The sequence below is a fragment of the Amycolatopsis jejuensis genome, from assembly GCF_000717335.1.
GTDB classification, from domain to species: Bacteria; Actinomycetota; Actinomycetes; order Mycobacteriales; family Pseudonocardiaceae; genus Amycolatopsis; species Amycolatopsis jejuensis.
The window spans coordinates 161807-185684 of the sequence record NZ_JNYZ01000001.1 but is presented as its reverse complement, the minus strand read 5'-3'; the positions used below and the strand labels follow the sequence as shown (position 1 = coordinate 185684).

Genomic DNA, 23878 nt, shown 5'->3' with positions numbered 1-23878 from the left:
CTCAGGCACCCGCACGCAGGATCTCGCGCGGCAGCGTGCACAGGAACCGCGTGCCGGACTCCTGGAACACCACCGTGTCGATCAATGCGACGAACGCGCAGCTCTCGAAGTTCGACACGAGCCCGTCCGGAATGAGCTCGTCGGTGTCCGCGTCGTGCGTGCCCCACAGGAATTCGCCGACGAAATCGGGCGGGAACGACAGCCCGAGCTCGTACCCGCCGCCGAAGGAGAGCTCCTTGTCGAGCCCGTACCGGTCGAAGTAGTCCAGCAGCGCGTGGTTCAGCTCCCGGAACGGCCTGCCGACCGTGCCGTATTCGAGCACGACGTCGTACGCGCCGGCCGCGAGCGACACGAACCGGCGTAGCTCGGCGGGCGGCGGGCCGAAGGAGAACACCCGGGTGCCGCGGGCGTGATACTGGTGGACCGCGGCCGAGGCGTCCGCGTGGAAGTACTCGCCGTCGAGGATCGGGCGGTGCGAGCTGAGCGAGTGGCCGAACGCGTCCGGCGGCCCGGCGAACACCGTCTCGTGGATCGCGGACGGGCTCCCGCCTGCTTCGATCACCCCGCCCATGTACGTGTACCACGCCTGCAGCCCGGTCATTCCCGGCCGCGCGGCGTGCTGGAGGGCGCGCAGGCCCGAGTCCACCGCAGCCTGGGCTTTCTCCATGACCGCGAGCTCCTCGGCCGACTTGAGCCGCCGTGCACCGCGGATGCTCGCGGGCACGTCGACCACTTTCGCCCCGGCCTCCCGCAGCCCGTTTTCGAAGTACCCGCTGCCCGAGGCCAGCGGCACCCCGTTCCAGCGCTCGACGCCGATCGTGCCGCCGAGCCAGCCTTCCGCCCGCAGCTGCTCGACGGTGAAGCTCAGGACGTCGTCCTCTCCGGCGAACTCGCTGAGCCCGGTCGACGGGAGCACCCGGAGGTCGGGGACGCACGAGGTGGTGCGCACCAGCCGGAGGTGCAGGCCGCTGTCGATGTGGAACATCGGATCTTCGCTGACGTGCACGACCGTGACGGTTTCCGGGATCGGCCGCCACTCGTACACGCGGGCGGTGAGGCCGTGCAGCCAGCCCAGCATGTCCGGCGAGGTGACGATGAGCACGTCGAGGCCTGCCGCGGCCATTGCGGCGCGGACCGTGCGCAGGCGGCGGGCGTATTCCGTAGCGGAGAACGGAAGCTCCACTTCGGACTGATCTACTTTGGCCAGTTCGTCCGCCGAGAAGGCGTAGAGGGCTTCGGCACTCGGTTCCGGCATCGGATCTCCTTTTCCTGGTGTGGGTTCATCGTTCGGTCTCGGCGAGTGAGTCGCCGAAGAGGTTGATGGCGACGGTGAGCAGGCCGAGCAGGGCGGCCGGGATCAGCATTGCCAGCGGGTTGGTGTCGACGCCCGGCCGGTTCTCCGACACCATGAGCCCCCAGTCCGCGATGGGCGGCTGCAGCCCGAGCCCGAGGAAGTTCACGCCCGCGATGAGCAGCACCGACGACGTGAACCGCAGCCCGGCGTCCGCCGCGATCGGCCGGGCGAGGTTGGGCAGGATCTCCCGGCGCAGCACGGAAAACGTGCTTTCCCCACGGGCCAGTGCCGCTTCGACGAAGCCGCGCACGGTCTGCTCCAGCGTGGCGGTCCGGATCACCCGGGCGATCGAGGGTACCTGGATGATCGCGGTCGCCAGCACCACCGGCCCGATGTCGCGGCCCACCCCCGCCGCGACGAGCAGGACGAAGACCATCATCGGGAACGCCAGCAGCATGTCGGCCGTGCGCATCAGCACCTGGTCGATCCACGAACCGCAGTAGCCCGCCACCAGCCCGATGACGAACGCCGCGGCGTAGGCCAGCACGGTGGCGATCCCGGCGTACAGCAGCACGCTCCGGCCGCCGCTCAGCAGCCGCGACAGCACATCGCGGCCGAGGAAATCGGTGCCCAGCAGGAAATGCGCGTCCGGTGGGGCGAAGGGGGTGCCGAACGTGCGGTCCGGGTCGAAGGGCGTGACGAAGGGCCCGAACAGTGCCACGGCCAGCACCAGTACGGCGAGCACGAGGCCGATCCGGCCGGAAACCGTGGCGGGAAGGGCGATGCGGCGCACTGTCCTGATCGGACGGACGGAAGTGGTCATGGCGCACCGGTCCTCAGTTTCGGCACGAGCACCACCACGATCAGGTCGGCGACGATGGTGACGCCGACGTAGATCGCGGCGAGCAGCATCGACACCGACTGGACCTCGCTGGTGTCGTGGATGGTGATGGCGTCGACGAGTTCCTTGCCGATGCCCGGGTAGCCGAAGAGGTACTCGACGATGAGCATGCCCCCGATGAGGTACTGCACGACCAGCGCGAGGACCTGGATGCTGGGCGCGAGTGCGTTGCGGACCGCGTACCGGAGCACGACCTTGCGCTCGCGGACGCCGTTCAGCCGGGCCGCCGCGACGTAGTCGGACTCCAGCGTCTCGATCACCCCGGCCCGGACCATCCGCGCGCCCGGACCCGCGGTGACGCCGACCAGGGTCAGCACGGGCAGCACCAGGAGCTCGGGTTTGGCCAGCGGGCTTTCCCCCGGCTGGACGAGCGATACTGGCGGCAGCACCTTCAGCCAGCCGAAGAACACCACCAGCAGGACCGCGCCGAGCACGAACTCCGGGACCGCCGCGGGCACGATCGTGAGCGCCGAGATGAGGTGGTCGGTCCAGCGTCCGGCACGCAGCGCGGAGAGGATGCCCAGCGCGACCGAGACGACGACGATCGGGATGAACGCCACGAGCGCGAGCTGGGCCGAAGCCGCCAATGGCCCGCTGATCTGGCTCCACACGGTGACTTCGCCGCCCGCGGCGAACCCGGCGGCGGACCGGCCGAAGTCGCCGTGCAGCAGGCCGCCGAGCCAGTCGCCGTACTGTTGCAGCAGCGGCTGGTCGAGACCCATTTCGTGGCGCAGCAAGGCCAATGCCTCGCCGGACGCGTTCTTGCCGAGCAGCGAGCTGGCCGCGTCGCCGGGAAGGATCGACGTCGCGAAGAACACCACCGCGGACAGCACGAACAGCGTGACCACCCCGGCGACGATCCGCCGGGCCGCGTACCAGAGCACGGGGTGGCGTAGCCGCAGCGGTACGGCCGGAGCCTCGGCCGCCGTCATGACACGAAGTACGCGTCGGCGAACCCGGTCGGCGGACCGAGCCGGTTCGGGACGATCCCGGCGACCCGGGTGGAGACGGCGTCGAGGTTGTCGACCGTGCCCCACCACAGGTATCCGCCCTCGTCCCACTGCTCGCGCTGCACCGCGGCCCAGGCCGAAGCCGCAGCGGCCGGGGTCGTCGCCGTCGTCGCCTGGTCGATCAGCTCGGTGGTGCGGGGGCTGTTCCAGTGGGTTTCGTTGCCCGCGGCGTCCGGCTGGAGCATGTACGGGTAGAAGTTCGAGAGCGTGGCGTAGCCGGACCAGACGGTTTGCGCGAAGGGCATGCGCAGGTAGTTGCGCGTGGGATCGAAGTACGCGGCCGTGTCCACTTGGGACACTTCGACCTCGACTCCGGCGTCCTTGGCCTGCTGCTGGAAGAGGGTCGCGGCCTCGACGGTACCGGGGGCGATCGCGGCGGTCTGCAGCTCCAGCTTGAGCCCCGACCCGTGACCGGCCTCCCGCAGCAGCATCTTGGCCCGCTCCACGTCGCGGTGCCGCTGCGGGAGATCGGCGGCGTAACCGGGCAGGCCCTTGCCGAACAAGTCGTTGGCGACACTGCCGAAGCCGTACAGCGCCACGTCGACGAGCTGCTGCCGGTCCATGAGCAACCGCAAGGCCTGCCGGACCCGGACGTCGTCGAACGGTGGCTGATCCACGGCCAGGTAGAAGGCGTACGCGCCGAGACCGCTGGCGCGCAGCAGCCGGACGTTGTCACCGAGCCCGGCTTTGGCGCTGTGGAAGGGAACCTGGGCCATCACGTCGATCTCGCCGCCGGTGAGCGCGTTGAGCCGGGCGGTGTCGTCGTTGAGGGAGCGGATCACCAGTTCGTCCACGTACGGCTTGCCCTCCTCCCAGTAGTCCGGGTTGCGGCGGCACGTGCTCTGGCGCCCCGGTTCGAAGGCGTGGAACACGAAGGGACCGGTGCCGACCGGGGTGGTGAAGTCCTCGGCACCGTCCTGCACGAGGAACGCGGCCGCGGCGAGCACGACCGGGAATTCGAGGTACGGATGCTTGAGCGGGACGACCACGCGATGCGGGCCGTCCTTGCGCACGTTCGCGAGGTCGACGGAGCGCACCGTGTCCTCCATCCGGTTGCCGGGCGTGCCCATCCACCGCAGCGAGTAGATGACGTCCTCGGCGGTGAACGGTTTCCCGTCGTGCCAGGTGACGTCCGGGCGCAAGGTGAACGTCCATTCCGTCGCCGCCGGGTCCGGCGTCCACTCGGTGAACAGGCCGGGCTGCAGGCTGAGATCGGCGGCGATCCGGATCGGCGGGTCGAACACCGCCTGCACCATGGCGATGTTGATGAGGGCGTACGCGGTGCCCGCCGGATTGAACGACTCGGCTTTGCCGCCGCCGACCATGCCCACGCGCAGCTGCCCGCCGCGCCGGGGCGGACCGGCTTCCGGGGCGGCGGGGGCCGGGCTGCGGGGTGCACAGGCAGTGAGTGCGGCTGCTGCTCCCGCGCCGAGCAGAAAGGTGCGCCGGGTGAATGTCCGCGTATCGCAGTCGGGCATTTCGCCTCCTGGCGGATCTCGGTTGCCGTCTTCATTGAGGACACTGACGACCCGGGACGAGTATCACACGTGCCGTCCGGCAGCTCAGCAGACAATCGTTGCGAGTTTCGCTCCGGCGCTCCGACCGATGTCAAAGCGGCGGTGTCGCAGAAATGTTTCCGAATGGATCTGGAGAGCTTTTCCGCCGCATTTGCCGTCCATTTCGGACAGGCCGGATCAGGCGTCCGCTGATCGGCCCAATGCGTTGCAGTGCCGGGAAAGTCAGCTGTCGAAGCCCATGCCGATACTGTCCAGGGTGCGCAGCCACAGATTGCGTTTACCGCCGTCGCGATCCGCGCGGGACAATGACTTGCGGGTCAGTTCCACGCCGAGCCAGCGAAGGGGTTCGGGCGGGAAGGGAATCGGCTTCTTCCGCACCATTTCCAATTCGGTGCGTTCGGTGCGGACCCCGGCGAGCCGGTCGAGGATCACCTGTGCGGCGAATCGGGTTGCCGCCACTCCGAGACCGGTGAATCCGAGCGCATAGGCGATGCGATTCCGTGCGGCAGTTCCGTAGAAGGCGGAGAACCGGCTGCAGGTGTCGATCACCCCGCCCCAGGTGTGGGTGAAGCGGAGGCCTTCCAGCTGCGGGAAGGTGCGGAAGAAGTTCTCGGCGAGCACCCGGAAGGTCGCGGGCCGCTGGTCGAGGTCGGCGGCGAGGCGCGCGCCGTAGTGGTAGATCGCGTCGTACCCGCCCCATACGATCCGGTCGTCGGCGGTGAGCCGGTAGTAGTGGAACTGGTTGCCTGCATCGGACACCCCGCTCCGGCTGGTCCAGCCGATCGACGCGAGCTGCCCGGCTGACAGCGGTTCGGTCACCATCACATAGTCGTAGACCGGGATCACGAAGGTCCGTACGCGGCGCAGCAGCGAGGGGAACGCGTTCGTCGCGAGCGCCGCCTGCCGTGCGACGACCCGGCCGTACCCGGTGGACACGGCAATGCCTGCGCCGCGCGGGTGGAGGCCGGTCGCGGGGGTGCGTTCGAAGATCCGGACCCCGGCGCGTTCGCACGCTGCACGCAGGCCCCAGGCGAGTTTGGCGGGGTTGACCAGCGCCGTGCCGTGCGGCTCGCGCAGCCCGGCGAGATAGGTGGGGGAGGAGACCTCGGCGCGGATCTCTTCGGTGCCGAGGAAATCGGCGGCGACGCCGAACTTCTTGCCGATCTCCGCGGCTTCCCGCAGCTCGGCGATCTGGTGCGGCCGGGTGGCGACGGTGAGCGAACCGGTGCGTTCCCATTCGCAGGAGATGCCGTACCGCGCAATCGTCTCCTCGATCTCGTCGAGGTTGCGCATGCCGAGGCGTTCCAGCTCGGCGAGCTCGTCCGGCCAGCGGGCCAGCCCGTTGCCGAACCCGTGCGTGAGGCTGGCACCGCAGAAGCCCCCGTTGCGCCCGGATGCGGCCCAGCCGACCTCGTGGGCTTCGAGCAGCACGACGTCCCGGCCGGGATCGCGCTCTTTGGCCAGCAGCGCGGTCCACAGGCCGCAGTACCCGCCGCCGATCACCACCAGGTCGCAGTGCACCTCCCCGCCGAGCGCGGGCAGCGGCGCCGGGCGGGCCGGGTCCGCCAGCCAGAACGGCGCGGGCTCCGCGTCGACCAGCGAGCGCACTGGATCAGTGGCGACCGGGAGACTCATGCCACTAATATAGTGATGAACTCGCCGATGTCCACTGTTTTAGTGCTCTGGACGTCCGGGATGACGGATCCAGTAGTGCGCGGCTCAGTCCTCGCTGCGCCGCGTGCCCCACCGGTAGGAGTCCTTGCGCAGCCGCAGGTAGACGAAGGTTTCGGTGCTCACGACCCCCGGGAGCTCCCGCATCCGCCGGGAGAGCAGGTCGGCGAGATGCGGGTCGTCGTCGCACACGACCTCGCAGATGAGGTCGTACTGCCCGGCGGTTTCGACGACGTAGACGGCCTCGGGCATCGCTTCGAGCGCTTCGGCGACGGGCCCGACCGGCCCGGCGACCTTGATCCCCACCATCGCCTGCCGGTGCGCGCCGACCTGCATCGGGTCGGTCACGGCCACGATCTGCATCAGGCCCGCACCGATCATCCGCTGGACCCGTTGCCGTACCCCGGCTTCCGACAGGCCGACGACCTTCGCGATCGCGCCGTACGAGCGCCGCCCGTCCTCCTGCAGCTGCTCGATGATCTGCCACGACAGGTCGTCGAGCTCGGCACCCGGCTGGTTCTTCTTCTCCACCGGGGCATCATCGCAGGGGCCGCGCCGCACGGCAGGGACACCGGCCTCACCCGGCGAGGCGGACCCCGATTTCCTCGGCGGCTTCCCGGATCCGGGGCGGCGAGGACTCGGCTTGTTCCCGGTGGTACGTGATCAAGTTCAGACAAGCTGCGGGCGTGCATCCGGGGACCCTCGCCGCGACGGCGTAAGCGTTGGGGTCGATCTCGCCGTGGCTGCTGGCGTAACCCCGTCGGCGTGCCTCGACCGCCTCGGCCACGTCGCCGGGTCCCGCGTCCTCGGCGGACAGGAGTGCGTAACCCGCGGCGCCGCGGTCGATCGGGGTGCGCATGCCGGGCCGGAACGCGAGATGGTGGGAAACTGTCGTCGGCTCGACGATCTCGATCGCCACGGCTTCCCGGCCTTCCCGGACGAATAGGGAGATCGTGGCGCCCAGCTCGTCCGCCAGTGTCCGCATCACCGGCACCGCGAGGTGGCGGAGGCGGTGGAGATAGCTGCCGGACAGCGCGGCCAGCTGCGCGCCCGAATGGTAGAGCCCGTCGTCGGTGCGGGTGACGAACCCGAACTCGCCCAGGGTCTGCAGGATCCGGTACGCGATGGAGCGGTGGACGCCCAGCGCCGCCGCCAGTGCGGTGCTCGAAATGCCGGTGGGCGAGGCCGAGACGGTGAGCAGGGCGTGCAGGCCGCGCGCCAGGGTCTGGCTGCCCGGCTGCCGGGTGCCGCCGGTCATGCGGCCGGTCCGGGAAGGTGGCGGATCACGGGATTCACGGAATTCACTGTGGCCGCTCGTCTCTCGGCCCCGATGCGGTCGTTCGGGTATGCCGAACGACGGTCCGGGGTGGCCCTCGCCGGTTCGTAGAGTGCGACGGTCATTGTGGTTGTCGTGCGGACCCGTCAGCGCGGTCGGGAACACCCTGGAGTGCACATGAAAACACGAAGGCTCGCGGGCGTCGTTGCCGCCGGTGCGCTGGTCGCCGGCGCGGCCGCCGGATGCGGCAGCGGAAGCAGCGCGGCGAAGGACGAGATCGTCATCGGCAACATCGGCACGTATTCCGGCGCGCTCTCGTCGAGTCTCGGACCTGCCCGTGGCGTCATCGAGGCCTGGGCGGCCGGGGTGAACAAGGCCGGGGGAATCAACGGCCGCACGGTCAAGCTGGTCGTCAAGGACGACGGCGGGAACGCCACGACGGCGCTCACCGCGGCGCGCGAGCTGATCAGCAAGGACAAGGTCGTCGCGATCGTGGGGCAGATCAGCGTGAACGCCGACACCTGGGCGCCGGTCGCGGCGCAGGCCGGGGTTCCGGTGATCGGCGGGATGACCTCGTCGAGCTCGATGATGACCGATCCGAACTTCTTCCCGATCGGCACGAACAACGTCGCGCAGACCTACGGCAAGGTCGCGACCGCCGCCAAGCTCGGGAAGAAGATGGGCGACCTGTACTGCGCCGAAGCGCCGGTCTGTGCGACCGCGGCGGGCACGTACCGCAATTACGCGCCGGTGGTGGGCATCGAGGTGCCGGTGATCCAGAAGATCCTGGCCTCCGCGCCCAACTACACCGCGCCGTGCCAGGCGATCAAGGACGCGGGCGTCCAGTCCTACATGATCGACCAGGCCGCGCAGGTCGCGGTCCGGGTCGCCGACGAATGCGCCGCGCAAGGGGTGAAGGCCAAGGTCATCGGGAGTGCCGGGACGGTGTCGACGGAATGGCTCAAGCATCCGAGCGTCGACGGAACCCTGAGTGTCGAGACCGCTTTCCCGTTCTTCGACACCTCGACCCCGGCCACCAAGGCGTACCAGCAACTGCTCAAGGACAACGGCCTCGGCGACGCGGGCGGCGGCAACGGCACCTATGCGTATCTCGGCGGCAAGCTCTTCACCGCCGCAGTGGAGCAGATCGGCTCCGCGGCGGTGACCAAGGAGAGCGTCAAGAAGGGGCTGTACGCGCTGAAGGGCGAGACGTTGGGCGGGCTGGTGCCGTCGCCGCTCACCTTCACGGAAGGCAAGCCGACGCATCTCAACTGCTGGTTCACGATCGCCATCCGCGGCGGTGCTTTCGTGACCCCAGAGGGGCTGAAGACCAACTGCGCGCCGGCCGATCTGGTCGAGGCCGCGATCGCCAAGCTCCGCTGAGCCGGCTGCATTCTTCCGGGAAGGGTGTCCTCCATGCTTCCGTTCCTCATCGCCGGCATCGTGACGGGCTCGGTCTACGGGCTCGCCGGTGCCGGGCTGATCCTCACGTACAAAACCTCCGGGATCTTCAACTTCGCGCACGGGGCGCTCGCGACGGTGGCGGCGTTTCTCTTCTACCAGCTGTCCGTGCTGAACGGACTGCCGCCGCTGGTGGCGGGAGTGGTGTGCGTCGGCGTCGTCGCGCCGCTGCTGGCGCTGGGCTTCGAACGCGTGGCGCGGGCACTGGCCGACGCCAGCCTCGTCATGCGGACGCTGGCCACGGTCGGGATTCTGCTGATCGTGCAGTCGGTCATCGTGATCGTCTACGGCGAGACGGAAACTCGGACTGTTCCGCAGTATTTCCCTGACCACGCCGTGGAAATCGCGGGTACGCCGGTCAAGGTGAGCGACCTGATCGTCGCGGCGATCGGCTTGTGTGCCACGACGGCGTTGTACGTCTTCTTCAAGACGACGCGGACCGGCGTCGCGATGAAGGCGGTGGTCAACGATTCCGAGCTGCTGGGCCTCGCCGGGACGAACCCGGTCCGGATCCGGCGGTATGCCTGGATGATCGGCGTCTGCTTCGCGACGCTGTCCGGCATCCTGATCGCGCCGATGATCCGGCTCGACGCCACCGTGCTGACCCTGCTGGTGGCACAGGCGTTCGGGGCGGCGGCGATCGGCCGGTTCGCGAGCCTGCCGATGACCTACCTCGGCGGGCTGGCCATCGGGGTGGTGTCGTCGCTGGCCACCAAGTACTTCTCCAGTGGCCTGCTTGCCGGGCTGCCCGCCGCCCTGCCGTTCGTGACGTTGTTCGTCGTGCTCCTCGTCTCCCGCCGGGAACGCCTGGCGGACAAGGCATCGGCGAGTCCGTCGGCATCCGGGGCCTGGCGCGCGCCCTGGCAGCTGCAAGCGGTCTTCGGGGTGGTGTTGTTCGCCGCGCTGTACCTGGTTCCGGACCTGGTCGGGTACTACGTGAACGACTGGACGCTCTTCCTGGCGACCTCGATCGTGTTCCTCTCGCTGGGGCTTCTCGTCCGGACGTCGGGCCAGGTTTCGCTGGCGCAGGTCGGGTTCATGGCGGTCGGCGCGGCGGCGTTCTCCCACTTCGCGGTGGACTTCGGGCTGCCGTGGGTGGTCGCGCTCCTCCTGGCGGGCGCTGTTGCCGTCCCGATCGGTGCGCTGCTCGCGATCCCCGCGATCCGGCTGTCGGGGTTGTATCTCGCACTGGCCACGCTGGGGTTCGGGATCGTGCTGGCGTACATGTTCTACACCGAGCCGTATCTGTTCGGCAGTTCGGGACTCGGGCTGGAAGAACCCCGTCCGGGCGCGGATTTCCTGGCGACCGATGCGGGCTTCTACCGTCTGGTGCTCGTGCTTGCCGCGCTCTGCACCCTCGTCGTGGTCTGGCTGAATCGCAGCCGTCTCGGCCGCCTGCTGCAGGCACTCAGCGACAGTCCACGGGGACTCGCGACGGTGGGTACGTCCGTGAATGTCACCCGCGTGCTGGTGTTCTGCCTGTCCGCGTTTCTCGCGGCCATCGGCGGGGCACTTGCCGGTGCGGCGCAAGGCGTCGTCACCGCCGACTCCTATGCACCCCTGCTGTCCTTGACGTACTTCGCCGTGGTCGTGATCCAGCCCGGCCGCGAACCGTGGTACGCGCTTCTCGGCGCAGGCGGCCTGACGCTCATCCCGGCGTACTTTCCCAGCACCAACACGAGTTACTGGCTGGAGCTCCTGTTCGGCGTATTCGCAGTCGGGTACGCACTGATGCCCGCAGACCGCCGAGGGGGAGTACCGGGGGCGATCAGCCGCCGCGTCGACCGGCTGGTTCCCCGTCGCAGCCGCAGCGGCGACCGGGTACCACCGCGTGAGCCGGAGAACGTGGTACCCGCCCAGCTTCGGGTGGACGACGTCCGGGTGCGGTTCGGCGGCGTGGTCGCGGTGGACGGGCTTTCCCTGTCCGTGCCCACCGGCCGGATCACCGGGCTGATCGGGCCCAACGGCGCGGGCAAGACGACCACGTTCGACGTCATCTCGGGTCTCAACCGGTCGTTCGACGGACAGGTCACGCTCGACGGGCACCGGCTGTCGGCAATGGGTCCCGCGGCTCGTGCCCGCATGGGACTCGGCCGGACGTTCCAGAAGATGGAGCTTTTCGACTCCGCTTCGGTACTTCGGAATGTCGAGCTCGGCTTCGAAGGCAGCCGAGCAGGCCGAAATCCCTTGACCCACCTTGCCGCGACCCGGTCGGCCCGGCGGGAGGCGTCCGCGGTGGCCGAGGCAGTGCTGCGTACCTGCGGCATCAGCCACCTCCGCGACCATCCGGTGTCAGCGTTGTCCACCGGGCAGCGGCGGCTCGTCGAACTGGCGCGCTGCCTCGCCGGTCCGCACCGGCTTCTGCTCCTCGACGAGCCGTCGTCCGGCCTGGACCGCGAAGAGACGCGGCGCTTCGGCGAGGTGCTGCGGGCCGCCGTCGAGCAGCGTGGCATCGGGATTCTGCTGGTGGAACACGACATGGCTCTGGTCCAGATGGTCTGCGAGTACGTCTATGTCCTCGATTTCGGGCGGTTGATCTTCGAGGGGTCCGCGGCCGAGGTGATGGGCTCGCCGATCGTGCGAGCGGCTTATCTCGGCGACGACGTGTCCAGCGACGAGCCGGACTCCACTTTTGTCACGAAGGGGTGAGGCGCTTGACTGCACCATCGGCCGCGTTGGCCCTCACGGATGTCACCGCGGGGTACCGCGGAACCACCGTTCTCCGGGACGTCTCGCTGACGGTCCCGCACAGTTCCATCGTCGCGCTGCTCGGCCCGAACGGCGCAGGCAAGACGACGGTGATGCGGGTGGCTTCCGGAACCGTTCCCGCCACACACGGCGCAGTGTCCATCGATGGCGGCGTAGTGACCACGGAACCGCCACACCGGCGCGCCGAAGCGGGCCTGTGCCTCATCCCGGAGGGACGGGGCATATTCGCGGGCCTCACCGTCCGGGAGAACCTGACCCTCTACCTGCCACCCGGGGCACCAGCTTCCCTCGACCGCGCGCTCGGCACGTTCCCCGAAGTGGGCAAGCGCTTCGGCCAGATCGCGGGCACGATGTCCGGCGGGCAGCAGCAGATGCTGGCCCTGTGCCGGGCGTGGATTGCGCGGCCCCGGGTGGTACTGCTCGATGAAGTGTCGATGGGCCTGGCGCCGAAGATCGTCGACGACATCTTCGGGCGGCTGCACGAGCTGGCCGCGGACGGGGTCGCGCTGGTGATCGTGGAGCAGTACGTGCGTCGGGCGCTTGACATCGCGGATGTGGTGTACCTGCTGGACAAGGGACGGGTGCGGTTCTCGGGTGCGCCGTCGGAACTTGACCAGGAAGCGCTGATCGGCGGGTATTTCGGCCACGAGAGCTGATTCCCGCCGGTTCCGGGGGATGCGCAAAGGGCGGCGGCTGGGTGACCCGGCCGCCGCCCTTTGGCGACCCTGGCTGCAGGTATTCCTGCCGTGAGAACCGAACCAGACCTCACCTCTTCGAAGAGATTGTTACACAGTTCCACAATCTATTGACACGCCGCCCGGGCGCTTGCGACGATGACCAGCGCAGTTATCGCAACGCCCCGCGCGTTATCTACACACCGAGGTGAAGATGCAGAGCCAAGAGCGGGTGGACGTCCTCATCGTCGGAGCCGGTCCGGTGGGCCTGACGCTCGCGAACATGCTCGGCCAGCGCGGCGTCCGGACCGCGGTCGCCGAGGAGCGGGCCACCCTCATCGACTACCCGCGCGGCGTCGGGCTCGACGACGAAGCGCTCCGGACCTTCCAGTCCATCGGCCTGGCCGACCGCGTTCTTCCGCACACCGTGCCGAACCAGATCATGCGGTTCGTCAACCACCGGCGGCGGCTGATCGCGGAGATCGCGCCCGCCGTGCAGCCGTTCGGCTGGCCGCGCCGCAACGGTTTCGTGCAGCCGCTGGTCGACGCCGAACTGGTCGCCGGTACCGAACGGTTTCCCGGCGTTTCGGTGTCCTGGGGGCACGCACTGGTCGGCTTCACCCAGCACGCGGACGGCGTCGATGTGGTGCTCCGCAAGGAAACCGGCGAACTGGTCGAGATGCGGGCCTCGTACGTGGTCGGCTGCGACGGCGGCCGCAGCATCACGCGGCGGCTGCTGGACGTCACGTTCGACGGCACGACCTCGCCCACCCGCTGGCTGGTCGTGGACATCGCGAACGATCCGGTGGGGACGCCGAACATCTACGTCGGCGCGGATCCGCTCCGGCCCTTCGTGTCCGTCTCCATCGCGCACGGCATCCGCCGCTTCGAATTCATGGTCAAGGACGGCGAAAGCACCGACGAGGCAACGACTCCGGAGTTCCTCGCCGCCCGCCTCGGGCCCTTCCTGCCCGACCCGTCCGCCGTCGAGATCATGCGCAGCCGGGTCTACACCCATCACTCCCGGATTGCCGGGGTCTTCCGCAAAGGCCGGGTCCTGCTGGCCGGAGACGCCGCGCACCTCATGCCGGTCTGGCAGGGACAGGGCTACAACAGCGGAATCCGCGACGCGATGAACCTCGGGTGGAAGCTGTCCGCGGTCGTCACGGGTCTCGCTGCCGACGGCCTCCTGGACACCTATGACGAAGAGCGGCGCGCGCACGCCCTCGCGATGATCAAGCTGTCGACCGCCGTCGGCCGGGTGATCTCGCCGACCAACCGGCTCGTCGCCGGGGTGCGCGATGCACTCCTGCTCGCCGCTTCGCGATTGCCTTCGCTCAAGCGGTACGTCGTCGAAATGCGGTTCAAGCCCATGCCGCGTTACGACCGGGGCGCCGTCGTGCACGATCCGCGCAGCGACCGGGAACGTTCGCCGGTCGGCACGTTGTTCATCCAGCCGACGGTCGCCCTGCGGGACGGCCGCAGCGTGCCGCTCGACGAGGTGCTCGGTACCTGGTTCGCCGTGCTCGCCTGGAACAACTCGCCGCTTCGCGTGCTCGGCAAGCAGGTTGCCGACACCTGGCGTGCCATGGGCGCAACCCTCATCGACGCGCGGCCGCAGCCGCAGCTCGCGTGGCACGGTTCCGACGATCCCTCGGTGACAGTCATCGGCGACGTCAAGGGAGAGCTCAAAGCGTGGTTCGACACGCATGAGGAGTCGGTGCTCTTCCTCCGTCCGGACCGCTGTGTGGCTGCCGCGTCCGTGGCGCAGTCGGTCACGCTGACGTCGGACCGGCTCGTCCAGGCGTTGCGGCTGCTCCCGCAGGACCAGCCGGTGGCGGAAGTGGTGGCCTGACATGCTCGGAACAGTCTGCAAAGCGGGCGACGTGATGAACCTGTTCACCCCGGGTACGCCGGAATGGGGAGTCAGCGAGGTCGCCGAGCGGATGCACGTGCCCAAGTCGAGTGCCCACGCGTTACTGTCCACTTTGGTGGAAATCGGGCTGATCCGCCGGACCGGCTCGGGTCGCTACCGGCTCGGCTGGCGCGTCTTCGAACTGCACCGCACCTTGGTTTCCACCACGGATTTCCTCGGCCCGTCGCGCGCCGTCCTGGCTGCCTTCGCCGACGCGGCCCGGGTCACCGTGCACGTAGCCGCCGTCCGGACGCGGGATGTCGTCTACGTCGACAAGATCACTGGAGCAGGCGCGCCCACCCTGTCGGTGTCCGGTGTGGGGCTCGTTGTCCCGGCGCACAGCACCGCGGTCGGGAAAGTGCTGCTCGCGGATCGGCCCGCCGGTTACGCCGGGGCGGTTGCGGAAGAGCACGGCTTACCGCGGTCCACCACGCACACGACCACGTCGCTTGCTGTGCTGAAAGACGAGCTGGCGCAGGTCGTGCAGCAGGGCTGGGCACACGATCGCGGGGAGACCGTACCCGGAGTGTGCTGCGTGGCGGTCCCCATCCGGGACGCCGACGGTTTCGTCCAGGCCGCGGTGAGCGCGACCATGCCCGAACGCCAGTTCCAGCGGCTGGAGCAGCCGATCCGCCGCCGGCTCCAGCGGGCCGCGACGCTGGTCACCCGGCAGGCGTGTCTCACCGCCACGGCGATCGACGGTTCACAGAACGGAGCGGCATGACCGGCATCGAGGAACGCACAGTGGACCTGGTCGTCGTCGGGTCGGGCGGCGGCGGGATGACCGCGGCGCTCACCGCGAAAGCGGCGGGTCTCGACGTCCTGCTGGTGGAGAAGGCACCCGTGTTCGGCGGGACGACCGCGTTGTCGGGCGGGGGAATCTGGGCGCCCGGCGCGAAAGCACTGCTGCGGGACGGGTACCGGGGAACCGCGCACGACGCCATGGAGTACCTGCGCGCGATCACCGCAGGCCTGGTAGATGACGAGCGACTGCGCGCCTACGTCGAGGCGACCCCCGAGATGATCGATTTCCTGGAAACGGCGAGCCCGCATCTGCAATTCGTCTGGAAACCGGGATATCCCGACTATTACCCCGATCTTCCCGGCGGGACCGCGCTGGGACGGACGGTCAATGTCCCGCCCCTGGACCTGCGGACGCTCGGCACCGACGCGGCCCTGCTGCGCAAACCTCTTGCCCTGGCCCCACTGGGAATCTGGCTCGGCCCGAAGGAACTGCACGATTTCTACACCATCCGGCAGAGCTGGCGGGGTAAGCGCATTCTCGCAAAACTGTTGTGGCGCATGGCCGTTGCAAGGGTGACCGGCGTGCAGATGGTCGCCATCGGACAGTCGCTCGCCGCCCGGCTGTGGCTCGCGCTGCGCGACCACGGCGTCGAAGTGTGGCTGGACAGCCCGATGACCGGCCTCCTCAGCGACGGCGGCGGCAGCGTCACCGGGATCACGGTCGAGCGCTCCGGGGAGACAGTCCGGGTCCGGAGTACCGGTGGGGTGGTGCTTGCAACCGGAGGGTTCGACCACGATCTGCCGATGCGCATGCAGCACGAACCGGTGATCGACCACGACTGGAGCCTCGGCAACGACGGCGCGACCGGCGACGGCATCAAGGCCGCACAGGCATTGGACGCCGCGACCGACCTGATGGACGAGGCATGGTGGTTCCCGGCCATCCCGTGGCCGGACGGGCGGATGCAGTTCATGCTGAACGAACGCATGATCCCCGGCCAGTTCGTGGTCAACGGGGCGGGTGTGCGGTTCGTCAACGAAGCTGCGCCGTACACCGATTTCGGGCACGCCGTCATCGCGGGCGAGCGCTCGGGGGTCGCGCACATTCCGTCCTGGCTGATCATCGACACGCGCAGCTGGCGCCGCTACGTCTTCGCCGGTCACCTGCCGCTGCCCCGGATTCCGGGCGCACCGGTGCCCACCGGTGGCAGCGTTCCGCAGGCATGGCTCGACTCGGGCGTGGTGAAGAAAGCGGACAGCTGGCCGGAACTCGCCGCCGAGATCGGCGTACCCGCCCCGGCACTGGTGGCGACCGCCGAGCGCTTCAACGCGCTGGCCCGGTCCGGACATGACGACGACTTCAACCGGGGCGACAGCGCCTACGACAACTACTACGGCGATGCCACGTTGCCCAATCCCAACCTCGCCGTCGTCGACAAGCCACCGTTCTACGCGTTCCAGATCGTCCCCGGTGACCTCGGCACGAACGGCGGGCTGGTCACTGACGCCTCGGCCCGGGTGTACCGCCGGGACGGAACGGTGATCGAGGGCCTGTACGCCACCGGGAACACCGCGGCCAGCGTGATGGGCCGGAGCTACGCCGGAGCGGGGGCCACCATCGGACCCGCCATGGCGTTCGGCTTCGTCGCCGCCCGGCATGCCGCGCAGTCCTTGCGCGAACGCGAATCCACCGGACCACGGAGCTGACCGATGGATACCTATACGCGATCGACCGTGGTCGTCGACGGAATCAGCACCAGCTACTTGACCGCCGGAGAGGGACAGCCGGTCCTGCTGCTGCACGGCGGCGAGTTCGGTGGCGGAGCGGAAATCTGCTGGGAGTCCTCGATCGGCCCGCTGGCCGAGCACTACCGGGTCATCGCGCCCGACCTCCTCGGCTTCGGCCGGACGGACAAGATCGTGGACTTCCTCGACGGCCGCGGCAGGCGGATCGCCCATCTGGCCAGGTTTTGCGCCACGCTCGGTCTGCACGACTTCGCGGTGATCGGCAATTCCATGGGCGGCATGCTGGCGCTGGCCGACGCGGGTTCGCGCCGCTCCCGGCTGCCCGCGCGGGCCCTCGTGTCGATCGCCGGAGGCGGGAAGCTGGAAAGCTCCCCGCACACCGACGCGCTGTTCGACTACGACGGGTCGCTCGACGGGATGCGCGCCATCGTCGCCGCGTTGTTCCACGGAGACCGCTGGCCAGCCGACGACGACTACGTCGCGCGGCGGCATCGCCTCAGCATCGAGCCCGGTGCGTGGGAAGCCATTGCCGCCGCCCGGTTCCGCCGCCCGGCAGCGGAGGGTCGGCCCGCGCCGGGGATCGGGTACCGGGAGATCGGGGTACCCACGTTGGTGGTGGCCGGTGCCGAGGACAAGCTCAAGCCGACCGGCTGGACCGACGAGCTCACCACGCAGATCCCGGTTTCGCGCGCGGCGCGGATCGCCGACGCGGGTCATTGCCCGCAGATCGAGCAGCCCGAGCCGACGGTGGCGGTGTTGCTGGAGTTCCTGTCCGGGCAGTTCGGCCGTCAGTCGTTGAGGGAGTACGCAAGTTGAGCCCGCAGCACCGCTTCGACGCGTTCGGGGTCGCCACTCTCCACGGTGGTGGCGAGCCGCTCGTGCAGGTCTTTCCACTCCTGCAACGACTTCGGCTCGAACCAGTCGCGCCGCTGGACCAGGTACAGGTGCAGGGAAAGCTGCGTGTCGCGGTAGGCGGCGCTCAGCCGGGGGCTGCCCGCCTCGTCGACGAGCTCGCGGTGGAATTGCATGTCGACGACCAGCCGGCGGACCCAGCTGGTGTCCTCCGTCATGGCGAGCATCTCGCCGAGACTCTGTTTCGCCGGGCCGATTCCGGTGCCGCGTTCGGCCACCGCACGCAGCGCGTGGAGTTCCAGGCCGAGCCGGAGAAACGCGATGTCGGCGAAGTCGTCCTTGTTCAGCTCGCGGACTCGCCAGCCCTTGTTGCTGCCGTAGACGAGCAGACCGGCACTGGTGAGCCGCGCGAGGGCGGCCCGGAGCGTGTGCCGGGAGACGTTGTAGTCGACCGCCAGCGCCGACTCGCGCAGGCGCGCGCCGGTTTCGAGGTCGGCGTTGAGGATCCGCTCCGTCAGGTGCGCGGCGACCGCGTCGACGGTGGTCACCACGGTCAACGGGACCACCGGGTCTCCGGCCGGTCCGGTTCCTGCCGAGCTCATCATGCCCTCCTCGTCGCCGACGACCCTGGGTAGTCAAACCGGGGTGGTAAAACCCAGTGTCTCATTGTTCGATTGTGTAACAATTATTGCAGGCCCGGCCGAAGGAGTCCAGATGGCAGCCCCGAGGGCGCAGACCATGACCAGCAAGCTGCTCGCGCGGGCGGCGGGGACCGGCCGGGCCGATCCGGGTGCCATCGTCCTGCCCGCCGTCGACCTGGTGACCTGTCCGGACGGCACGACGTTCATCGACACCTTCGAGGCGAACGGCTGGCACGTCTGGGATCCGGCGAAGGTGATCTTCTGCTTCGACCACACCTTCCAGCCCGACTGGATGCCCGCCGCCGCGGTACGGGAGCACCCGAAGATCCGCAAGTTCGCCGCCGCGGAAGGCATTCCGCCCGGCCAGGTCTACGACTTCGGGCGCAACGGGCTCTCGCACCAGATCCCGGTCGAGGACGGGTGGGCACTGCCCGGTTCGGTGGTCATCGGCCTCGACACGCAGAGCTCGACGATGGGTGCGGTGAACTGTTTCGCCATGCCGTCGATGTGGGGGACCGACGCGATCCTGCTCACCGGCGACGTCTGGCTTCAGGTCCCGGAAGCGATCGACGTGCGGCTCGAAGGGGAGCTGCCGCCGGGCGTGACCGGCAAGGACGTGGGCTACCAGCTGCTGCGCGACCTCGCCGGGGTGGTGAACGGTCGGGTCGTCGAGTTCTCCGGACCGGGCATCGCGAGCCTGTCCGTGGACGTCCGGATGGCGATCGCGAACAGCGCGGTGCAGACGGGTGCGCTCACGATGATCTTCCCGCCTGACGACCGCCTCCTGTCCTACGTGCGTCCCCGCGCACGCAAGCCGTTCGAACCCGTCTCACCGGACGCCGATGCCCCATACGTGCTGACCCACACCGTCGACCTCAGTGCGGTCCGGCCGCTGGTCGCGGGCCCGCACGACATCACCCGGGTCCGCGAGCTGGACGACGTCCTCGGGCTCGGCCTCGACGCGGTCAACATCGGTTCTTGTTCCAGCGGCAGGCATTCGGACCTCGCACTGGCCGCCGAGATCCTGCGGGGCCGCTCGGTGGCGGACGGGGTCCGGCTGGTCGTGACCCCGATCTCCGCGGCGGTGGCGCGGGAAGCAGCCGCCGACGGCACGCTCGCGACCCTGCTCGCCGCGGGCGCGACGGTCACCCAGCCCGGCTGCGGCGGCTGCTACCACGGAAATCTGTCCCCGCTCAAGCTCGGCGACGGGGAACGCTGCCTGTCCACTTCGGTCGAGACGCTGCGGGGCCGGATGGGGAGCTCCGCCGCGGAAATCCTGCTGGGCAACGCGGCCGTCGCCGCTGCGTCCGCCATCGCCGGGGTCATCGCGGACCCGGCCGCCTACCTGCCCGAGGGAGCCCGCTCATGAAGTTCCGAGGTGCCGTCTGGAAAGTCGGCGACCACGTATCGGCCACCGATCTGGTCCCGGCGCGGTACGACGAGTACGGGATGTCCAGGAACTGGGCCGAATGCGCCCGGCACGTCCTGGAAGACATCGACCCGTCGCTGGCGGGCCGCGTCCGGCCGGGTGACCTGCTCCTCGCGGGCGAGAACCTCGGGGCCGGGCACGCGCACTACTACCTGACGGCGATCGAGGGCGCGGCCCACGCCGGTTTCGCCGCGATGTTCGCGGACAGCGTGGGAGCGTTGTACCTGCGGGCCGCCGTCGACGCGGGCAAACCGGTCTGGTCCATTCCGGGGATCTCGTCCTTCGCCGAGACCGGGGAGGAGCTGGAGGTCGACCTCGGGGCCGGCCGCGCGGTCAACCTGACCCGGCACACCGAACGGGAATTCGAGCCGGTCAGCCCGATCGTGCTCGGCATCCTCGAAGCCGGCGGCAGCACCCCGTGGGCGGCCGCCCGGGTGCACGGAGCTCTGGCCCGGTGAACCAGCTCGAATCCCGGCCCGCCGAACGGGCCACCACGAGGCTTCGCGGCCTGCTGCGCGAAGGCATGGTCGTCGCCGCCGGATGCTACGACCCGTTGTCCGCACGGCTCGCGGAGCTGTCCGGGTTCCCGGCAGTGCACCTGACCGGGCTCGGCATGGAGGTGACCCAGCTCGGTGCGCCGGATCTCGGCCTGCTCACGTTGAGCGAGGTCGCCTCGCACGCCGCACGGATCACGTCGGCGATCGACATCCCGGTCCTCGCCGACGCCGACACCGGGTTCGGCGGGGTGCTGAACGTGCACCGGACCGTGCGAGAACTCGAGCGCGCGGGGATTGCCGGAATCCACATCGAGGACCAGCCGCTCCCGAAACGCTGCCCGGTCCTCGACGCCCGCACGATCGTCACGCGCGAGCAGGCCGTCGAGCGGGTCGCCGCGGCGTGTGCGGCCCGCACCGACCCCGATTTCGTGATCGTGGCAAGGACGGATGCCGACACGGTCTCGCTCGCCGAGGTGATCGAGCGCTGCAATGTCTACCTCGAAGCCGGGGCCGACATGGTGATGCCGATGCTGATGAACGTCGACGGCGTGCCGTACGACTCGCTCCCGCCGGACGAACAGATGGCGCTGCACCGCCGGGTGGTGAAGGCCATCGACGGACCCGTGATGGGCATGGGCAATCCGCCGCCGGAGGGCTACACCGTCGACGACATGGCGGCCGCCGGTTACGCGTTCTTCATGTTCACCGCGACTGCGCTCGGCGCCGCCGCGAATGCGATCTCCGAAGCCTTCGCCGCGATCAAGCAGGACGGTACCGACGGCCGGTTCATCGTGGCGAGGCCCGGCCGCTACCACAACGTGCGGACCCTGATGGAGGCCGTGCGGCTCGAAGACTATTTCGCCATCGAGAACGGGTTGAAGGGGCAGCAGTGAACATTCGTCCTGATCGGCAGGGCCCGATCCGCGTCGGCATCGTGGGTGCGCGGGCGGACGGGTTCCGCTGGGGCTCGGTCGCCCACGTGCCTGCCCTCAAAGCGTTGCCGGACTTCGAGCTGGTCGCCGTCGCGTCCACCAGCCAATCCAGCGCGGAGGCCGCCGCGCATGCCCACGGCATTCCGCTGGCGTTCGGCGACTACGCCGGGATGCTCCGTCATCCGGACCTCGACCTGGTGTGCGTCACCACCAACATGATGACCCACTTCGACCTGACCAGGCAGGCGATCGAGGCGGGAAAGGACGTCTTCTGCGAGTGGCCGCTGGCCCCGTCGACGAGCCAGGCGATCGAACTCCGCGACGCCGCCCGGGCACGCGGGGTACGGACGCTCATCGGCCTGCAGAACCGGTGCGCACCGGAAGTCGCGTACGTGCGGGATCTGATCGGTCAGGGCTACGTCGGTGACGTGATGTCCGTGGTGCATCAGCGCGCCAACGACCAGACCTCCCAGCTGGCACTGCCCGAGTCGTACCTCTACATCGTCGACCGGGACCGCGGGAACGCCGGCCTCACGATCCTGGGCGGGCATTCGCTGGACATCATGGACGCTTACGTCGGCCCGTTCTGCGACCTCCAGGCCTACCTGGAGGTGCTGCTGCCGACCGTCACCGTCGAAGGCGCCGGCGCCGACTACCCGGTGACCGCGCCCGACCACGTCCTCGTGCAGGGACGGCTGGCACACGGCGGCGTCGCGACCGCGCACATGACGATGACGTCGGCCATGGACAAGCCGTTCCACCTGGAAATCAGCGGGTCCACCGGCTTGCTCGCGGTCACCAGCAAAGAGCGGCTGCCGCCCGCGGAACGGCAACCCGGCATCCCCAGCGACATGCGGGTCTACGGCCTGCCCGGCCAGGGTGCGGACTTCGAAGACCTCGCGGTGCCTACCTCGTACCGGCGCGTGCCGGACGCCGTCCCTCAAGGGCAGCCGTACAACGTCGCGCACCTGTACCAGCAGTACGCCGACGCGGTGCGCGCCGGTGCGCCCAACCCGCTCGACTTCGACCACGCCGTCCGCATTCACCAGCTCCTCGACAGCGTGAACGAGGCAGCGGAGAAGCGCACTCGCGTCCAGGTTCCCCGAACACCCGACCAGGCAAGGAAAACCGCATGACAGCCGACACCGTGTCCGACGCCCGGCCGGGGGTCCCGGCCTTCGCCACCACCGGACCCAAGAAGCTCTACCTCAACGGCAAGTGGGTCGAGCCCCGGTCCGGGGCGTACGCCGATTCGATCGATCCGACGACCGAGCAGCCGCTGACCGCCATCCCGGTTGCCGGGCCGGAGGACATCGACGCGGCGGTGGCAGCGGCCCGGCAAGCCTTCCCCTCGTGGTCGGGAGTGGCGCCGTACGAACGCACCACCCTGCTGCTGCGGATCGCGGACCTGGTCGAGGCGCACAGCGATGAGCTGGCCCGGCTCGAATCGGCCGACATGGGCGGTCCGATCGGGCTCACGACGTGGATGGTCGCGCATTCGGTGGAGGTGCTGCGGCACTACGCGGGCTGGCCGACCAAGATCTACGGGCAGACCGCGCCGTCGTCGCCGGGCATGCACGCGTACGTGGTGCGGCAGCCGATCGGCGTGGTGGCAACGATCACCGCGTGGAACGGGCCGCTTCTCCAGCTCGTGTGGAAGGTCGCGCCCGCACTGGCCACCGGTAACACGGTGGTGGCGAAACCGGCGCTGTGGTCGTCACTGACCGCGCTGCGGTTCGCCGAATTGCTCGACGAGGCAGGCGTACCGCCGGGGGTCGTCAACATCGTCACCGGGGACGGCGGCGTGACCGGGGAAGCCTTGATCCGGCACCCCGGGGTCGACAAGATTTCGTTCACCGGCTCGGTAGCCGTCGGCAAGCACATCATGGAGACCGCCAGCCGCGACCTGAAGCGCGTCACGCTCGAACTGGGGGGCAAGTCGCCGACGATCGTGTTCGCCGACGCGGATCTCGCCGCCGCCGCGCAGGGCGCCGCGCTCGGGTTCACCGCGGGCTCCGGCGAAGGCTGCGTGGCCGGGTCGAGGATCTTCGTCGAGGAATCGGTCAAGGACGAGTTCCGCGCTCTTCTGCTGGAGCAGATGAAGGCCTGCACCCTGGGCGACCCGCTGGACCCGGCCACCACGATGGGCCCGCTGGCCGCGCGGCAGCACCACGAGCGGGTCACCGCGTACTTCGAGGTGGCCGAGCAAGAAGGTGGCTCGGTGGTACGGGTCACCGAGGCGCCACGCGGGTTGTTCGTGCCTGCGACGCTGATCGAAGGCCTGAGCAACGCGTCCCGCATCGCGCAGGAGGAGATCTTCGGCCCCGTCGCGGCATTGCTGACGTTCACCACCGAGGACGAGGTCATCCGCCTCGGGAACGACACGGTCTACGGGCTGTCCGCGTCGTTGTGGACGCGGGATCTGTCCCGGGCACACCGGATCGCCGCAGCGATCGAGGCCGGGACGATCTGGGTGAACACCTACGGCGTGATGAGCGCGGGCACCGTGCCGTTCGGCGGGTTCAAGCAGTCCGGCATCGGCCGGGAGCACGGCACGCAGGTCCTCGACGCGTACACCGAAACCAAGACCGTCATGGTTCAGCTCTGAA

Annotated in this window: 20 protein-coding genes; 12 read left to right on the top strand and 8 right to left on the bottom strand. The window is 69.3% G+C overall.

The genetic code is table 11. The features are described from left to right. Position 1: 1 nt before the first annotated feature. The 7 genes from OO71_RS00870 to OO71_RS00840 all read right to left on the bottom strand — a co-directional run bounded on the left by OO71_RS00870 (position 2) and on the right by OO71_RS00840 (position 7651). Positions 2-1255 carry a M24 family metallopeptidase gene (locus OO71_RS00870; RefSeq protein ID WP_033287622.1) on the bottom strand — a complete coding sequence of 418 codons (1254 nt, stop codon included), beginning with the start codon at positions 1253-1255 and terminating at the stop codon, positions 2-4. A 25-nt stretch (positions 1256-1280) separates the two neighbouring features. Further along, a complete protein-coding gene (locus OO71_RS00865) occupies positions 1281-2117 on the bottom strand; it encodes an ABC transporter permease (protein ID WP_033287621.1) in 837 nt (278 codons plus the stop codon). Further along, the gene (locus OO71_RS00860) at positions 2114-3127 is read right to left on the bottom strand and encodes an ABC transporter permease (RefSeq protein ID WP_051790864.1); all 1014 of its coding nucleotides are present in this window, start codon (positions 3125-3127) and stop codon (positions 2114-2116) included. Before OO71_RS00860 ends, OO71_RS00865 begins: the two co-directional genes overlap by 4 nt. Continuing rightward, positions 3124-4683: an ABC transporter substrate-binding protein gene (locus tag OO71_RS00855; protein WP_033287620.1), complete on the bottom strand. Its 1560-nt coding sequence runs from the start codon at positions 4681-4683 to the stop codon at positions 3124-3126. Before OO71_RS00855 ends, OO71_RS00860 begins: the two co-directional genes overlap by 4 nt. Positions 4684-4944: 261 nt before the next feature. Then, positions 4945-6357: an NAD(P)/FAD-dependent oxidoreductase gene (locus OO71_RS00850; RefSeq protein ID WP_033287619.1), complete on the bottom strand. Its 1413-nt coding sequence runs from the start codon at positions 6355-6357 to the stop codon at positions 4945-4947. Between the two features lie 84 nt (positions 6358-6441). Further along, positions 6442-6924 carry an Lrp/AsnC family transcriptional regulator gene (locus OO71_RS00845; protein ID WP_033287618.1) on the bottom strand — a complete coding sequence of 161 codons (483 nt, stop codon included), beginning with the start codon at positions 6922-6924 and terminating at the stop codon, positions 6442-6444. 46 nt (positions 6925-6970) lie between these two features. Further along, positions 6971-7651 carry an IclR family transcriptional regulator gene (locus tag OO71_RS00840; protein ID WP_033287617.1) on the bottom strand — a complete coding sequence of 227 codons (681 nt, stop codon included), beginning with the start codon at positions 7649-7651 and terminating at the stop codon, positions 6971-6973. 195 nt (positions 7652-7846) lie between these two features. On the opposite strand from OO71_RS00840, the gene OO71_RS00835 reads away from it, so the two are divergent. From OO71_RS00835 to OO71_RS00805, 7 genes are all read left to right on the top strand, one after another. Continuing rightward, on the top strand, positions 7847-9052 hold the full coding sequence (locus tag OO71_RS00835; protein WP_051790862.1) for an ABC transporter substrate-binding protein: 1206 nt from the start codon (positions 7847-7849) through the stop codon (positions 9050-9052). Between the two features lie 33 nt (positions 9053-9085). Beyond that, positions 9086-11779: a branched-chain amino acid ABC transporter permease/ATP-binding protein gene (locus OO71_RS00830; protein ID WP_033287616.1), complete on the top strand. Its 2694-nt coding sequence runs from the start codon at positions 9086-9088 to the stop codon at positions 11777-11779. Next, the gene (locus tag OO71_RS00825) at positions 11776-12495 is read left to right on the top strand and encodes an ABC transporter ATP-binding protein (RefSeq protein WP_425388634.1); all 720 of its coding nucleotides are present in this window, start codon (positions 11776-11778) and stop codon (positions 12493-12495) included. Before OO71_RS00830 ends, OO71_RS00825 begins: the two co-directional genes overlap by 4 nt. Before the next feature lie 232 nt (positions 12496-12727). Beyond that, positions 12728-14368 (top strand): bifunctional 3-(3-hydroxy-phenyl)propionate/3-hydroxycinnamic acid hydroxylase, encoded by a 1641-nt coding sequence (locus OO71_RS00820; RefSeq protein WP_033287614.1) that lies wholly within the window; start codon positions 12728-12730, stop codon positions 14366-14368. A 1-nt stretch (position 14369) separates the two neighbouring features. After that, entirely contained in the window at positions 14370-15152 is a 783-nt protein-coding gene (locus tag OO71_RS00815) for an IclR family transcriptional regulator (protein WP_033287613.1), read from the top strand. Beyond that, complete coding sequence (locus OO71_RS00810; protein ID WP_033287612.1) at positions 15149-16879, top strand: FAD-binding protein; 1731 nt, start codon at positions 15149-15151, stop codon at positions 16877-16879. The genes OO71_RS00815 and OO71_RS00810 overlap by 4 nt, the downstream gene beginning before the upstream one ends. A gap of 3 nt (positions 16880-16882) precedes the next feature. Next, positions 16883-17734, top strand: coding sequence for an alpha/beta fold hydrolase (locus tag OO71_RS00805; protein ID WP_033287611.1), 852 nt, complete (start codon positions 16883-16885; stop codon positions 17732-17734). On the opposite strand, the gene OO71_RS00800 is transcribed toward OO71_RS00805, so the two are convergent. Then, on the bottom strand, positions 17707-18372 hold the full coding sequence (locus tag OO71_RS00800) for a GntR family transcriptional regulator (RefSeq protein WP_162186014.1): 666 nt from the start codon (positions 18370-18372) through the stop codon (positions 17707-17709). The two genes, OO71_RS00805 and OO71_RS00800, sit on opposite strands and share 28 nt — an antisense overlap. A 112-nt stretch (positions 18373-18484) precedes the next feature. Here OO71_RS00800 and OO71_RS00795 point away from each other — a divergent pair, with 112 nt between their 5' ends. From OO71_RS00795 to OO71_RS00775, 5 genes are read left to right on the top strand one after another with little or no spacing between them, the layout of a single operon-like run. After that, a complete protein-coding gene (locus OO71_RS00795; RefSeq protein WP_033287610.1) occupies positions 18485-19780 on the top strand; it encodes a 3-isopropylmalate dehydratase large subunit in 1296 nt (431 codons plus the stop codon). Further along, positions 19777-20298 (top strand): 3-isopropylmalate dehydratase small subunit, encoded by a 522-nt coding sequence (locus OO71_RS00790; RefSeq protein ID WP_033287609.1) that lies wholly within the window; start codon positions 19777-19779, stop codon positions 20296-20298. Before OO71_RS00795 ends, OO71_RS00790 begins: the two co-directional genes overlap by 4 nt. Then, positions 20295-21230, top strand: coding sequence for an isocitrate lyase/PEP mutase family protein (locus OO71_RS46905; RefSeq protein WP_051790860.1), 936 nt, complete (start codon positions 20295-20297; stop codon positions 21228-21230). The genes OO71_RS00790 and OO71_RS46905 overlap by 4 nt, the downstream gene beginning before the upstream one ends. Further along, complete coding sequence (locus tag OO71_RS00780) at positions 21227-22405, top strand: Gfo/Idh/MocA family protein (protein WP_033287608.1); 1179 nt, start codon at positions 21227-21229, stop codon at positions 22403-22405. Before OO71_RS46905 ends, OO71_RS00780 begins: the two co-directional genes overlap by 4 nt. After that, complete coding sequence (locus OO71_RS00775; protein ID WP_033287607.1) at positions 22402-23877, top strand: aldehyde dehydrogenase family protein; 1476 nt, start codon at positions 22402-22404, stop codon at positions 23875-23877. Before OO71_RS00780 ends, OO71_RS00775 begins: the two co-directional genes overlap by 4 nt. Position 23878: the final 1 nt, after the last annotated feature.